This window comes from Halosimplex salinum, assembly GCF_003730195.1.
Taxonomy (GTDB): Archaea; Halobacteriota; Halobacteria; order Halobacteriales; family Haloarculaceae; genus Halosimplex; species Halosimplex salinum.
Genome location: NZ_QWGG01000005.1, coordinates 106,035 through 119,429 on the forward strand (window position 1 = coordinate 106,035; position 13,395 = coordinate 119,429).

Consider the following 13,395-nt stretch of genomic DNA (forward strand, 5'->3'; position numbering starts at 1 on the left):
GCCGTCCGCGTCGCCTGTTCGCTACTGTGTCCGTCCCTCTCACGCGATATCGCGACTCGTGTCGACGGTGATCCTGTCTGTGAGCGAGACGCGAAGCGCATCGGTGAGCGCACGGCCCCCGCGGAACTTCGGGACGCGGAGCCGGTTCTCGACCCCGTCTCCGTCGGCGACGGTACGCAGGTCGAAGACGAGATCGGCCATGTACTCGGTTCGATGGCGCTGTGGCGGGGCATCGTCGTGTTTGAGTCCGTACACGACGGCGATCCCGCCGGTCTGTGCGACGGTCGCCCGTAGCTCGGACAGAAACGCCCGGTACTGGCCGGGGTCGGTACGTTCCAGCGAGTCGACGGGGTCGACGACGACCAGCGTATCGTCGGGCAACTGGTCGACGTACCCGAGCGCGTCGACGACCGGTGCGTCCCGGTCCAGCGCCGTCACCGCGAGGTCGTCGGGCGACCCACTACATCGGAGTTCCCGCGAGACAGCCGTCGGCGAGCGCTCGGCGGAGAGATACAGCGTCTCGTGGCGGTCGGCGAACTCCGCGAGGAACAGTCCGGCCTGACTCGCCGGCTCCGCGAGCAACGCGGCGACCGTCCCGGGCGGCACTCCGCCGTCGAGTTCCCTGTCGAGCACCGGGACGCCGGTCGAGAAACGATCACTCACGGTTCGACCCACCCGGGCCGTCCACTTCGTCGGTCCCACCCATAACCGGATAGAACGTACCCGTGAGCTTTGTTACGGGGCGTCTAGCCGACTCCCGCCGGAGTTAGTCGTCGGCTTCGGCTTCCGTCTGGTCCTCGTCGTCCTGCTCGGCGACGTACTCGCCGAGGCCGTCGATCGGTCGGTCGGGGTTCGCCTGGTCGAGATCCGACGGGGCGCCCAGTTGCGCGTCGGCCGCCTCGGGGTCGCGGAGCGTCGTCCGCCCGCGGTGGACGGTCACCTCGTCGTTGAGGTGGAGGTCGATGGCCTCCAGCAGCGCCTCGGCCTCCAGCGGCTGACCGATCTGCTGGAGCTCCTCCTCGGTCGCGTCGTCGGGGACGTTGAACGCCCGCTGGGTGATGATCGGCCCCTGATCGAGGTCGGTCGTCACGTAGTGGGCGGTGACGCCCGCGATGCGGACGCCCTCCTCGATGGCCTGCATGTAGGCCGAGGCGCCCGGGAACGCCGGCAGCAGCGACGGGTGAACGTTGATGATCCGGTCCTCGTAGCGGAAGACCACGTCGGGGCTGAGGATGCGCATGTAGCGCGCCAGTACGACGAGGTCGGCGTCGTACTCCGCCAGCAGGTCGAGGAGTTCGTCCTCGTCGGGCGTCCCCTTCTCGTCCCCGATGTCGTGGTAGGGCACGTCGTATTTCTCGGCGAGCGGTTCGAGGTCCGAGTGGTTACCGATGACCACTTCGACGTCCGCGTCGAGGTCGCCGCTCGCCCAGGCCTCGAAGATCGCCTCCAGGCAGTGGGACTCCTTGGTGACGAGGACGGCGATGCCCTGCGTCTCGCGGTCGTCGGGGAACCGCACCTGGACGTCGACACCGAGTTCGTCGCCCAGGTCGTTGAGGTTCTCCCGGAGGGTCTCTTCCTTGACGATCATCTCGGACGTGTCGACCCGCATCGTCATTCGGAAGACGCCCTCGCGGACCGCCTGGTCCATGTCCTCGATGTTGATGTTGCGCTCGAAGAGCAACGAGGTGATCTCCGCGATGAGCCCCGTGTCGTCCTCGCCGACGACGACGATCTCGGTCAACTCCCGTGTCATCGCGACCACCTCGGCCGGGTTCGACCCGGCGAGCGCGTGCGTGAACTGACAGTCATCGGATAGCGCTGACGGGCGTGGGCGTCTAAAGCGTTCCCGTCGCTCGCCGTCGGTTCACACGCCCCGCCTCGCCGATTCTCAGCAGTGGATCACGCACGCAGAGAGTTATAACAGTGGAGTCGAAACGGACTGCAGAGACGGATATGCGAGAATTGACCGTGTTGTGTGCCGACGCCGACGAGACCGAGCGGGCGGTCACGCGCGACGCGCTCGCCGCCGACGGTGACGTCGACGTTGTCGAGGCGTCGTCCGTCGACGAGGCGACCGACGCGCTCGCCGGCGAACGAGTCGATTGCGTCGTCACGGCGTACGACCTCCCGGACGGAACCGGACTCGACGTCGCGGCGCAGGTCCGCGAGACGTCGCCGGACACGCCCTGTATTCTCTTTACCGACGTGTCGCCGGACCGTATCGACACCGACCAGCGCGAAGACGTCGTGGTCGAGTACCTCCCCCGGGACATGCCCGGCGCGCGAGAGTCGCTCGCCCGCATGGTCGGGAACACGGTCACCGAGCGGACGCAGGTCGGCTACCCGCTCCCGACCGCGGAAGACGAGCGCCTCGCAGCGCTCGAACAGTACGACCGGCCGGGGCTGGAGGCCGCCGACGCGTTCGACCGACTGACGACGCTCGCGCGCAACCGGTTCGGCGTCGACGTGGCCTTCGTCGGCCTGATCGACGCCCACGAGGAGCGGTTCCTGGCCTGTGCGGGCTCCGAGTGGGAGACCCTCTCTCGGGAGGATTCGATGTGCACGCACACGATCCTCGAGGACGAATTGCTGGTCGTCGAGGACACCCACGCCGACGACCGCTTCGCCGACAACGACCGCCTCGACGAGCTGGACATCCGCGCGTACGCCGGTGTGCCGCTGGAGACGCCACGCGGCGCGACCGTCGGCGCGTTCTGCCTCACTCACGACGAGCCCCGGACGTTCTCCGAGGACGAACTCGCCGACCTCACGCTGTTCGCCGCGGAGGCGATGGACCAGCTCGAGCTGCGACGGCGACTGAACGACTCGGAGTCGGAGGGGACTGAGACGGCCGGAACGGACGGTGAGGACGCATGAGTATCCAGGAACCGACCTACACGTTCGAGAACCTCCCGATAGCCGGCGTCGACGCGGGGACGAACCTCCTCGTCACCGGTCCGGCGCTGGGTGGTATCCGCGAACTCACGCTGCGGATGCTCCTGCGTCGCCACTCACGCGAGGGGGCGCTGTTCGTCGCCGCGGACGTCGACGGACGACAGACCCTGACCGACTATCAGGCGCTCGGTGGCGACGTGGACTTCGCCCGGGTGGGCGTCGTCGACTGCACGGAGGAAGGGGCCGACGACGACTCGTGCAACGTCCACGCGGTCGGGAGCCCGGCCGACCTGACCGGCGCCGGCATCGAGTTCTCCTCGCTGTACGAACGGATCCACGCGAACGGCGCCAGTCGCGTTCGGACCGGTATCTACACGCTCTCGCCGTTCGTCGTCTACGCGCCCGCGAAGTCCGTGTTCCGGTTCGTCCACACGCTCACCGGGCGCATCCGGGTGGCCGACGGGCTCGGCGTCTGCGCTATCGACCCCGGGACCGTCGACGACCAGACGCTCTCGTCCATCGCGCAGGCGTTCGACGGCAAGATCGAACTCCGCGAGTCCGACGGGCGACGGAAGATCCGGGTGCGGGGGCTCCCCGACCAGCCCGACGACTGGCAGCCCGTCGAGTTCGAGCACTGACCGGGCCGAGTCAAAACCGTTTTCTCCCGGCGTGACCGCCACTCACCTGATGACCGCTTACACCGCGACGGTCGAGGTTCGCCTCAAACACGGCGTCCTCGACCCCGAGGCGGAGACGACCGAGCGCGCGCTCGAACGGCTCGGGTTCGACCTGGAGGACCTGCGAGCGGCCGACCGCTTCGAGGTCGACATGGACGCAGCGTCGGCCGACGACGCCCGAGAGCGCGCCGGCGAGATGGCCGAACGCCTCCTCGCCAACCCGACCATCCACGACTACGAGGTCTCCGTCGAGGAACGATGACCGTCTCCGTCATTCAATTCGGCGGGAGCAACTGCGACCGCGACACCGTCCAGGCGCTCGCCCACCTCGACATCGACACCGAACTCGTCTGGCACGAGGACGGCCTCCCCGCCGACGCCACCGGCATCGTCCTCCCCGGCGGCTTCTCCTACGGCGACTACCTCCGCGCCGGCGCCATGGCCGCTCGCTCGCCCATCATGGACGAGGTCCGCGAGGCCGCCGAAAGCGGGACACCCGTCCTCGGCATCTGTAACGGCGCCCAGATCGGCTGTGAGTCCTCGCTCACCCCCGGCGCCTTCACCACCAACGAGAGCGCACGCTTCCAGTGCGAGCACGTCCACCTCCGCGTCGAGAACGCGGACACCCCGTGGACCGACCACTTCGAGGAGGGCGAGGTCGTCGAGTTCCCCATCGCCCACGGCGAGGGCCGCTACGAGATCGACGACGCTCGACTGGAAGAACTCGAAGCCGACGACCGCGTGCTCTTTCGCTACTGCGACGAAGACGGCGAGGTCACGCCCGAAGCCAACCCGAACGGCTCGAAACACAGCGTCGCGGGCGTCCTCGGCGAGCGCGACACCGTCGCCGTCCTGATGCCCCACCCCGAGCGCGTCTCCCTCCCCGACATCGGCGCCACCGACGGACAGGGCGTCCTCCGCGCGTTCGGCGAGTAGACCTCTTCTCCTCTCGGATTCGACTCTTTAATTCGATGGGTGGCGCGCGCTGTCGAGCGTGTCCGAGCACCGCGAGGACCGCGAGATGGTGCCGTGCGAGGGATGAGTGAAGGAACGGAGTGACTGAGCGAATCGGCTGGGGAGGTGTGAGGCTGTTTGCGGTGCAGTGTTGTCCTGGCGTCCTGACGAGCGCAGCGAGTCAGGGCTCGGAAGACGAACGGAGTGAGTCTTCCGGTGGATCGAAAGGGCGAGGCACGGTCGCACCGCAGGGCAGTCGCTGAGCAGGCACTATTCGAGTGAGCGGAGCGAACGAGAATATCCTGCTCAGCGACCGCGAGCGGGTCGAGGGCTTTCATCGTCCGCTGTCTCTCCCGGTTGAATCGACTCCAGACAGTCGATCCGCTCAGGACTCCTTCTCGCGTTCGAGTTCCTCGACGCGGTTCTCCAGTTCCTCGATCCGTTCGTCCTTGTCGTCGTCCGATCCGCCGAACCGTCGAACGAGGTAGACGAGGCCACCGATAAAGCCGGCGACGATCAGGAGGTTCAGCAGGATGATGATCAGTTCGGTCGCGCCGGGGACTTGAAGCGGAACCATCGTACCGACACCTGCCGCCCGGATGACTTGTAGCTGTGGTGTACTCGCCGTGGCCGGCGCACGACTCACAGCCGGAACGCGAGACCAGAACAGTCAACTATCCGATGGGCGCATCTGCCGACCACCATGACGACGCAGGCGGTGCAGGTGGAGGGCCTGCGCAAACGCTACGGGGACGTACAGGCGCTCGAAGGGCTCTCCTTCGAGGTTCGGCCCGACGAGATATTCGGGCTGGTCGGCCCCAACGGGGCGGGGAAGACGACGACGCTACGGACGCTCGCGACGCTCCTCAACAAGGACGAGGGCACGGTGACCGTCGCCGGTCACGACGTGGAAGCCGACCCGGACGCCGTCCGGCGGGCCATCCGGTACCTGCCGGAGGACGCCGGCGCCTACGAGTCGATGAGCGGTCGGCAGTTCCTCGAGTTCGTCGCCGACTTCTACGCACAGGGCGCGGCGGCGGACGCGATGGTCGAGCGCGGGGTCGAGATCGCGGACCTGGACGAGCGGATCGACGACGACACGCAGGCGTACAGCAAAGGGATGACGCGCAAACTCCTGCTGGGGAGCGCGCTGATGACCGACCCGCACCTCGCCATCCTCGACGAACCCACCTCGGGGCTGGACGTGAAAAACAGCAAGACCGTCCGCGAGGTCGTCAAGGAGTTCCCCGGCGAGGAGCGGTCGATCCTCCTCTCGAGTCACGACATGCTCGAAGTCGAGTACCTCTGTGACCGGGTGGGGCTGCTCAACGACGGTGTCATCGTCACCAGCGGTTCGCCCGAGGAACTGATGGCCGAGTACGACGCCGAGAACCTCGAAGACGTGTTCCTTGAGGTGGTCGCCTGATGAGCGCGGTCCGACCGGAGGGAGGACCGCGGAATCGCGAGCGGGGAGCGGAAGCGATCCGCGAGCACCGGTCGAGCGCGCCTATCCCGGAGCGAAGCGAGGGGGTGGTCGCGTGAGACCCTTCACACGTCTCGTCTGGAAGGAAGCGCGCGAGCTCCTGCGACCGCGCTACATCCTGCCGATCCTCCTGCTCCCGCTCATCTTCGTCGGGATGGGACAGGGGTTCTCGGGCGTCGAGGCACAGCTCGGACAGGAACCGACGGTCGGCGTCGTCGACCACGACGGCGACCGGTACGGCGAGGTAGTGGTCGACACCCTCGACGCCGAGTCGACCCTCGCCCACCGCTCGACGAACGGCTCCGTCGAGACGGCGCTGAACGAGACGACGGCGGCGGGCGGGAGCGCTGTCGTCGAGATACCGGCGAACTTCACCGAGCGGATCGAGTCCGGCGAACGGGGACGGATCCACCTCTACACCACCGTCGAGAGCGTCAGCATCGTCGGAATCGCCTCGTCCTCACAGGTCGAGGAGTTGCTCTCCCAGTCCGCGCACAACGTCACCGTCGCCGTCACGGGCGCGAGCGAGGCGCAACTCGACCCGATCGAGCGCGACCACACCACCTACGTCAAGGGCCGACAGCTCTCGGCGCCGCCGGGCGTCGTCTCCGCCGCGTTCACCTCGCAGTTCATCTTCGTCCCCGTGATCATCATGCTCGCCATCGTCTTCTCCGGGCAGATGGTGATGAACTCGATGGCCAGCGAGACGGAACACAAGACCCTGGAGACGCTGCTGTCGATGCCGGTCGATCGCCGGTCTATCGTCGCCGCGAAACTCGTCGGCGGGTCCGTCGTCGGCCTCATCGCCACCGCCCTCTACACCGGCGGGATCGCCTTCAGCAACCTCTCGATCGGCGAAGTCGGTGGCAACGGGGCGATCACGCTCGGTGCCGGCGACTACCTCCTCGTCGCCGTCTCGCTGTTTTTCACCCTCGTCGGGACGCTCGCGGTCGCGCTCTCCCTGGGTCTGTTCGCCGACAGCCAGCAGGGCGCCCAGATGCTCCTGCTCCCGCTCTCGGGGCTCGCCATCGTCCCGATGTTCGCCACGATGTTCACCGACGTGGACGCGCTCGGTCCACTGGCGAAGGGGGTCCTGTTCGCCATCCCGTTCACGCACCCGATCATCGCGCCCAAGCGCCTGCTGTTCGACGACCGCGGGCTGGTGTTCGCGGGCATCGGCTACGAGATCGTCTTCGCTCTCGTCGCGGTGTGGCTGGCGGTGAAGATATTCGAGTCAGACCGCCCGATCACCGGCAACGCCGGCTGGCTCGACCGACTCGTCCGCATGGTGCAGCAGTAAGGGGCCGCTCCTTCTTTCGTCCGGGAGAACGAACCGTACTGGTCACGCCGACCGACCGACGGCGGTCCGCTCGTCGAGGACCGGCGCGTCAGGCAGTCGCCGACTCTCGGCGTGACGGCATCCGACGCCGCGCTCAGTCCCACGAGTCCGGGAAACTGGCGACCTCGACGGTGAGAGTGTCGTCGTGACCGATAGAGACGCGATTGTCACAGTAGGAGAATCTGAGGCGTGGCCGCGCGTCCGACGACCGCTCGAACAGCTTCTCGAGCGCGTCTACGTCTATCGCCTCCTGTAACGGCGGTAACGACGTGGGCGGCCGGTCCTCGAAGTCGCTCGTCGCTCGGATAACCGCGTGCGGGACCGATTCGTGCTCCCGTATATCACATCTCATAATCAAAATTAATAAACGTAAGATGATAATCCTTCGCATTCACAAATATGATAGCTAGTTGTTGAGACGGAGGCACGTGCTACTGCCTGCGCTAGACCCGGCCCTGTCCGTCTGCCGACGAGCGGTCGAGACCTCGGAGAGCGTACTCGTACTCCCCGGACGATCGTCGCGACTCGCGAGGGTCGGATAGGATGGGGAACGTAGGGGACTGGAGCGTGTGACAATCGGGGTCTCCAGGGCCCCTAAGAGACCGTAGATCGTTGACGCATAAAAACCCACGGCAACCGGAGTGAAAGTGTAACCGCACGACCCTGGCGCTCCTGACTGTGGTAACGAGTCACAAAACGTCGAACGGCGGGGGGTACGTTTCGGGTCGAACGGAGCGGGCGGGTCGGACCGACGAGGAGTGGGCGTCTCAGCGTGCGAGCGGGAGGGAGTAGCTCCGTTCGCGTTCGACGACGGCCTCCCACGTGCGTTCGCACTCGCAGGACACCTGGTCGAACACGGAGGGGTCCTGCCGTTCGTCGAAGTCCTTGATAGCGCGCTGGACGCGGTCGTCGCAGTCGCCGCAGTTGTGCGGGCCGCGGTCCGAGCCGTGGCCGACGGGGTCGGAGACGACGATGCCGTCGACGTCGGCGGTGTCCTCCAGCACCTCGGCGACCGACCAGAGCCACGGCGGGCGGTAGCCGCCATCGTGGTAGAGGTCCTCGACCATCGTGTAGTTCTGGACGTTACAGGGGTTCATCGAGACGGTGTGACACCCCTCGACGTCGAGACAGCGCCGCACCGACCGCTTCATGTCCTCGACGGCCTCGCCCTCCGAGAGGAAGGGCGGTTTCATCAGCAGGTACGCCTTGATGGCGCCGCCGTCGACGGCGCTGGCCTCCGCGCAGGCCGCCTCGAAGTCAGCGAAGTCGAAGTACTTGTTGACGCAGTCGCGGCGGACGCGGTCCGTCGCGGTCTCCAGGCCGATGGCGACGTCGGTCTGGAGGCCCTGCTCGGTGAACTCGCGGATCTTCTCGCGGTCGACGAAGTCGGGGAGAGACTCGACGACGATGCGGTCGCGGTCGCCGAACGTCTCGGCGATGGCCTGTCGAGTTTCGGCGGGCACCTCGCGCTCGTCGAGGAAGGAGCCGGAGGTGTAGATCTTGATCTGCTGGGCGGGGTCGTCCGCGTTCTCCGCTTCGTGGTCGAGACAAGCGTCGATCTGGGCCATGAGGTCCTCGTGGGCGACGCTCCCGCCGTCGACGGACTCGGCGACGTAGCCGCACATCGTACAGCCGCCGGCGCGCGCCCAGCGACAGCCGCCGGTGTTCAGGATGATCGTCAGGGAGGTGACGAACCAGTCCGGCGTGTTGTCCTCGTCGAGCCACACCCGCGTCGGCTCGCGCGGGTCGTAGCTGGCGTCGTTGCGCGAGCGGACCTCGCGCATCACCTTGTTGTGGGCGTCCATCCCCTTGCCCTCCTCGTAGACTTCGGGGCTCGGTTGACTCATTGCCCCGTTCTATCCGGTCTGGCGATAAAACGTCGGCGGTCACAGATTTGCAGAGCAAATCTGTGAGCACGATGGGCAACGGAGTTGCCCATCGGCAGTCGCGGCTTTTGTGGTTTGAAAGCCGCGAGCACGGAAGTCGACGGAGTCGGCTTCAGGCGGTCCCGATGTTCGCGGAGCGAACTCGGGACGACGAGAGACGGCTCAGGGCATCGTGATCGTCAGCCAGCGGAGTTCGCCGGTGAGCACGTCCACGGCCGGTAACGCCGAGGGGCCGTAGTGGAAGAGAACGAACGACGTCAGGAGGAGGTATATCGTGACCGCTCCGACGGCGGCGCCGAACGCGCCGGCGGCCACCGCTTCGGCCCGCTCGTCGCGGGGGCTCGCAAGCAGCGCCAGCGCGAGCACCGCCGCGACGGCCAGCGACGCGAGACCGAGCGCCTGGACGACGTCGCCTTTGGTCGTCTCGAAGACGAACATCGCGCCGACGGAGAGCGGTGCCCCCAACAGAAGAGTTGCCTCGTAGCTCAGGACGGTCGCGCTCGTCCGCGCCGTGAGTATCGATCGAACCCGCGGGATCCGGAACAGTCCGTACACCGCCAGCGGGTACAGCGGGTGGAGATACCGGACGGTGAGCTGGACGAACACGGGGAGTCTGTTGATGTAGAGGCACACGAACAGCGCGGTCGTCACGATCACCAACAGGTCGACCGGGTCGGCGGCGTCGCGGAGCCGTCGCCCGCCGCTCCGGATCTCGTCGACCCGGCGACGGAGCGGGAGCGCGGCCAGCGCCGCGAGCACCGGTGCTGACTCGAGCACCGAGAGGTTCGTCCCGCCGTCGAAGAAGAGGGTCGTCTTGTCGTAGTCCTTCGATCCCCAGCGGACGAAGGTGTCGAAGAGCCGACCGGGCTCGGTGAACAGCGTCACGAACCCGCTCACGTACATGCCTATCGCCCGCCGGGCGAGCGGGACGATACTGTCGACGCCGTCGAGAACCGGTCGGACGAGAGCGGCGACGGCCCCCGCTGCCACGGCGATCACGCCGCCGCTCGATCCAGTTCCATCGGCTGCACCGCCGCCCGTCGCGCCGCCGCCCGCCGCGCCGCCGCCCGCGACTTCCGAACCCTCACCGCCGTTCGCCGCGCCGTCGGCCAGGTCGGCGAGCGACCCCCCGCTGTAGGGATCGAGGAAGTGCGGCGGCAGCAGCGGGTTGCCCGAGACGAGCGCGTTCGTCGCGAAGTACGGGACCAGCGAGAGCGCGAGCGCCAGGCCGACGACGGCCAGCGTCCAGGCGTCGTTGCGCCGCGCCGTCGGGAGGTCGACGACGACGAGCGCCCCCAGCAGCGTGAACCCCTCCGGCGCGTGGACCCAGGCGAGCAGTCCCGCACAGGCGTAGGCGCCGGCGCGGAACGCGATCCGGGAGCGGTGGCTCTCCTCGTCGCGTCGACTGCGCGCGAACGCGTAGACGGCGATGACGACGAACATCGCGGCGACCGCGTGGCGCTTGTGGGTCGTCGCCCAGAAGGCGACCGGCGTGCCCAGCAGGACGGTCGCGCCGCCGAGCAGACCGACGGTCGTCCCGTGTCTGTCCGCCAGCAGCCGATAGACGGCGACGACGACCACCGCGCTCGCCAGCATCGTGACCAGCTGGAGCGCGAACGTCGACAGATCGACCACGAACGGCTTGAAGAACCAGCCGTTGCCGACCAGTGCCAGCGCGGCGAGCGCGCCGCCGGCCGCGAGCCCGCGGCGGCGACGACCGACCTGCTCGCCGACGAGCACGCCGGTCGCCACCAGCAGGGCGCTCCAGCCGACCACGACGAGCCAGCGCAGTTCGACCAGCGGGTCCAGCAGTTCCAGTCCCCACAGGACGGGGAGCGCGAGGGCGGCCAGGCCGTAGCCGCGGCCGTACACCTCGCCGTCCCTGATGTGCATGCCCGGGTAGGCCTCGTCGAGCCCTCCCGGCGGCCCGAACGAGAGGTGGCCGTCCGCCATCCGCCGCAGCATCGCCTCGTACAGCCCGATGTCGTTGAAGAAGGTGCCGACGCGCCACGTCAGCACGAACAGCGCGAGCGATCCGCAAAAGAGCGCGAGCCCGGGTCGCCCGCCGAACAGCGTCCGCGTCAGCGTCGCCCCGAACTCGGCGACTCGCTCGCGCTCGGCCGGCCACGGCAGCCCCGAGGAGCGAGCGGAGTCGCCGCTCATGCGCCTCCGCTCCCCGCTCCTCGCCCGTCGCCGACTCCGTCGTTCGCTCGTCCGACTCTCGGCGTCACGTTGGCCGAACTTCCTCGCTCCCCGAGATAACTATTGCGGGGGGATTATCGAACGCGATAGCGGTCGCGGAGCCGAACCGGTCGGAACCTGGACAATTCGGTCAGTCCCGCTCGTCGACGTGACGGATGTGCGCGGCGATGCCCCGCGAGGAGCGAGCCATCTCGGGGCCGGTCATCTCCGCGCGGCCGACGGCGAAGGCGCTCGGTCCCTCGAAGACGACCTCGTCGCCGACGCGGATGGACTCGTCTGCGTCCACGATACCGGGTGCGAGCACACTCCCGTGGGGGACGAAGTCGTCGATCTCGACGCGTTTCGTGGGGGCGTCGCTCTCGACCCAGCGGCGAGCGCCGGCGAGCGTGAACGCCAGCGTCCCGTAGGGCCGCACGACCACCGCGAGCTGGTTCCCGTCGCCGTCGTGGGCCTGCAGCCCGGGCTGGCTCCCCCGGATCGTCAGGTCGTCGAACAGCGCGTCGCCCGCCCCGTCGCCGAACTGGTAGTCGGCGATGGCGCGGACGGTGTTGTGCTGGCGCTCCCGCTTGCCGTACTTCAGCTCGCCCGAGAGCTCGCTGGCGAGGTTCCCGAGCGAGTCCGTGGTGGTCGGGTGGTCCTCGACGGTGTAGGTGAACTCGGTACCCAGCGACTCCTCGACGCGCTCGCAGATGGGGCGGTAGTCCTCGGGGACGTGCGCGATGACGCGCGGGTAGTCGGTCCGTTCGAGATAGCGCTCCAGTACGTTGGCCACGAACTCGATCTCGTTGGCGCTCCAGCGGCCGGTCACGACCGAGTCGTAGTGCTGGGCGGGGTAGGTGAGTTCGAGTTCCTGCGGCACCACACCGATGGGCGAGGTCATCGACACCTTGTGGGCGCGCCACTGGACGGCGTCGTGGTACTGCCCGTGGCTCTGGGAGTCCGTGTAGGGCTTCCGTGCCGAACAGGGGACCAGGACGAGCGGGTTGTCGAAGCGATTCCGATAGCGCGAGGTGACCCGCTCGGCGAAGCGCTGGATCTCCACCCGCCGGATGGTGTCTTCGGTCGCCGCGGTGATCTCGGCCTGCCGGAGGATCGGCGTGCGCTCCTCCAGGTAGGCGTACTGCTGGTCGAGGCGGCGGAACGTGGCGGTGAGCCACTGTTCGTGGCGGGCCTGCCCCTCGATGTAGTCGCGCAGTCGACCGTCGCGGATGCGCCGGCGGACGGTCTTGAGCGCCGCGGCGAGCGCGTTGACGTTGTGCCGTGCGCAGTCCTCGCGGTCGAACTCCTCGCGGGGCTGCTGGCAGGCCGGACAGGCACACGGGAGTTCGTCGAGGTCTTCGAGGAACTGGTGACCGTCGACGGTGAGATAGCGGCCCTGCGTCCCCCGGACGACGGCGCGGTCGGCGTCCACGAGGTCGACCCCCGCGTACACCAGCGTCGCGACGTTGGCGGGCGTCGCGACGCCCGGCAGGTAGAGCGCCGTGTCCGGCGGGATCGCTTCCCGAACGCCGATCATCGCGTCGACGAAGGCCCGGGCGTGGCCGGCGAGGCCGTGGGCGCCCGAGAGGACGTAGGCGTCGGTGCCGTGGTCGGTCGCCGTCGTCGCGGAGACGACGGCCGCGCTCGGGAAGTCCACGTCGGGGTACTCCGGCTCGAAGGCGTCCTGTACCTCGTCGGGCGTCCCGGCGGGGAACCCGCGAGCGGGGAGGATCGTGAGACGGGAGTCGTCGCCCTCGGGGGCGTCGGGCTCGGTCGCCCAGCCGCTCCCGGGGTCGGAGAGGACGGGATGGGCGACGCCCGCTTCGGGGGCGGCGTCGGGGCCCTGGCCGGCCCCGTCGGCGTCGTCCGCGCGGTCCGCGTCGGTGACGAGCGCGGGGGTCGTCACCGGCGAGTCGAGGCGCAACTCGGCGAGACGGGCCGCCCCGTCGCGCTCGTGGACCTCGAAGTAGTCGGTCATGT

At 68.3% G+C, this 13,395-nt stretch carries 13 protein-coding genes; 6 read left to right on the top strand and 7 right to left on the bottom strand.

Features of this window, described 5'->3' with window-relative positions:
- Nucleotides 1–39: 39 nt before the first annotated feature.
- Together D1409_RS14530 and D1409_RS14535 are read right to left on the bottom strand one after the other, a co-directional pair.
- Entirely contained in the window at nt 40–663 is a 624-nt protein-coding gene (locus tag D1409_RS14530; protein WP_206425072.1) for an RAD55 family ATPase, read from the bottom strand.
- 103 nt (nt 664–766) lie between these two features.
- On the bottom strand, nt 767–1,753 hold the full coding sequence (locus D1409_RS14535; RefSeq protein ID WP_123537874.1) for a formyltetrahydrofolate deformylase: 987 nt from the start codon (nt 1,751–1,753) through the stop codon (nt 767–769).
- Nucleotides 1,754–1,953: 200 nt separating this feature from the next.
- Here D1409_RS14535 and D1409_RS14540 point away from each other — a divergent pair, with 200 nt between their 5' ends.
- From D1409_RS14540 to purQ, 4 genes are read left to right on the top strand one after another with little or no spacing between them, the layout of a single operon-like run.
- Entirely contained in the window at nt 1,954–2,877 is a 924-nt protein-coding gene (locus tag D1409_RS14540; RefSeq protein WP_123537716.1) for a GAF domain-containing protein, read from the top strand.
- Entirely contained in the window at nt 2,874–3,533 is a 660-nt protein-coding gene (locus tag D1409_RS14545; protein ID WP_123537717.1) for a DUF7504 family protein, read from the top strand. The genes D1409_RS14540 and D1409_RS14545 overlap by 4 nt, the downstream gene beginning before the upstream one ends.
- 49 nt (nt 3,534–3,582) lie before the next feature.
- Nucleotides 3,583–3,834, top strand: a complete 252-nt coding sequence (gene purS, locus D1409_RS14550) for a phosphoribosylformylglycinamidine synthase subunit PurS (protein ID WP_123537718.1) — start codon at nt 3,583–3,585, stop codon at nt 3,832–3,834.
- Nucleotides 3,831–4,508, top strand: a complete 678-nt coding sequence (gene purQ / locus D1409_RS14555) for a phosphoribosylformylglycinamidine synthase I (RefSeq protein WP_123537719.1) — start codon at nt 3,831–3,833, stop codon at nt 4,506–4,508. The genes purS and purQ overlap by 4 nt, the downstream gene beginning before the upstream one ends.
- A 403-nt stretch (nt 4,509–4,911) precedes the next feature.
- Here purQ and D1409_RS14560 read toward each other — a convergent pair whose 3' ends face one another.
- Nucleotides 4,912–5,103 carry a hypothetical protein gene (locus tag D1409_RS14560; protein WP_123537720.1) on the bottom strand — a complete coding sequence of 64 codons (192 nt, stop codon included), beginning with the start codon at nt 5,101–5,103 and terminating at the stop codon, nt 4,912–4,914.
- Nucleotides 5,104–5,229: 126 nt separating this feature from the next.
- Here D1409_RS14560 and D1409_RS14565 point away from each other — a divergent pair, with 126 nt between their 5' ends.
- Both D1409_RS14565 and D1409_RS14570 read left to right on the top strand, forming a co-directional pair.
- The gene (locus D1409_RS14565; protein WP_123537721.1) at nt 5,230–5,952 is read left to right on the top strand and encodes an ABC transporter ATP-binding protein; all 723 of its coding nucleotides are present in this window, start codon (nt 5,230–5,232) and stop codon (nt 5,950–5,952) included.
- A gap of 112 nt (nt 5,953–6,064) precedes the next feature.
- Nucleotides 6,065–7,309: an ABC transporter permease gene (locus tag D1409_RS14570; RefSeq protein ID WP_164471708.1), complete on the top strand. Its 1,245-nt coding sequence runs from the start codon at nt 6,065–6,067 to the stop codon at nt 7,307–7,309.
- 133 nt (nt 7,310–7,442) lie between these two features.
- On the opposite strand, the gene D1409_RS14575 is transcribed toward D1409_RS14570, so the two are convergent.
- From D1409_RS14575 to arcS, 4 genes are all read right to left on the bottom strand, one after another.
- The gene (locus tag D1409_RS14575; RefSeq protein WP_123537723.1) at nt 7,443–7,700 is read right to left on the bottom strand and encodes a HalOD1 output domain-containing protein; all 258 of its coding nucleotides are present in this window, start codon (nt 7,698–7,700) and stop codon (nt 7,443–7,445) included.
- 415 nt (nt 7,701–8,115) lie between these two features.
- A complete protein-coding gene (locus D1409_RS14580) occupies nt 8,116–9,195 on the bottom strand; it encodes an archaeosine biosynthesis radical SAM protein RaSEA (protein WP_123537724.1) in 1,080 nt (359 codons plus the stop codon).
- A 201-nt stretch (nt 9,196–9,396) separates the two neighbouring features.
- Nucleotides 9,397–11,397: a hypothetical protein gene (locus tag D1409_RS14585; RefSeq protein ID WP_123537725.1), complete on the bottom strand. Its 2,001-nt coding sequence runs from the start codon at nt 11,395–11,397 to the stop codon at nt 9,397–9,399.
- Nucleotides 11,398–11,566: 169 nt separating this feature from the next.
- Complete coding sequence (gene arcS, locus D1409_RS14590) at nt 11,567–13,393, bottom strand: archaeosine synthase subunit alpha (protein ID WP_123537726.1); 1,827 nt, start codon at nt 13,391–13,393, stop codon at nt 11,567–11,569.
- Between the last annotated feature and the right edge of the window lie 2 nt (nt 13,394–13,395).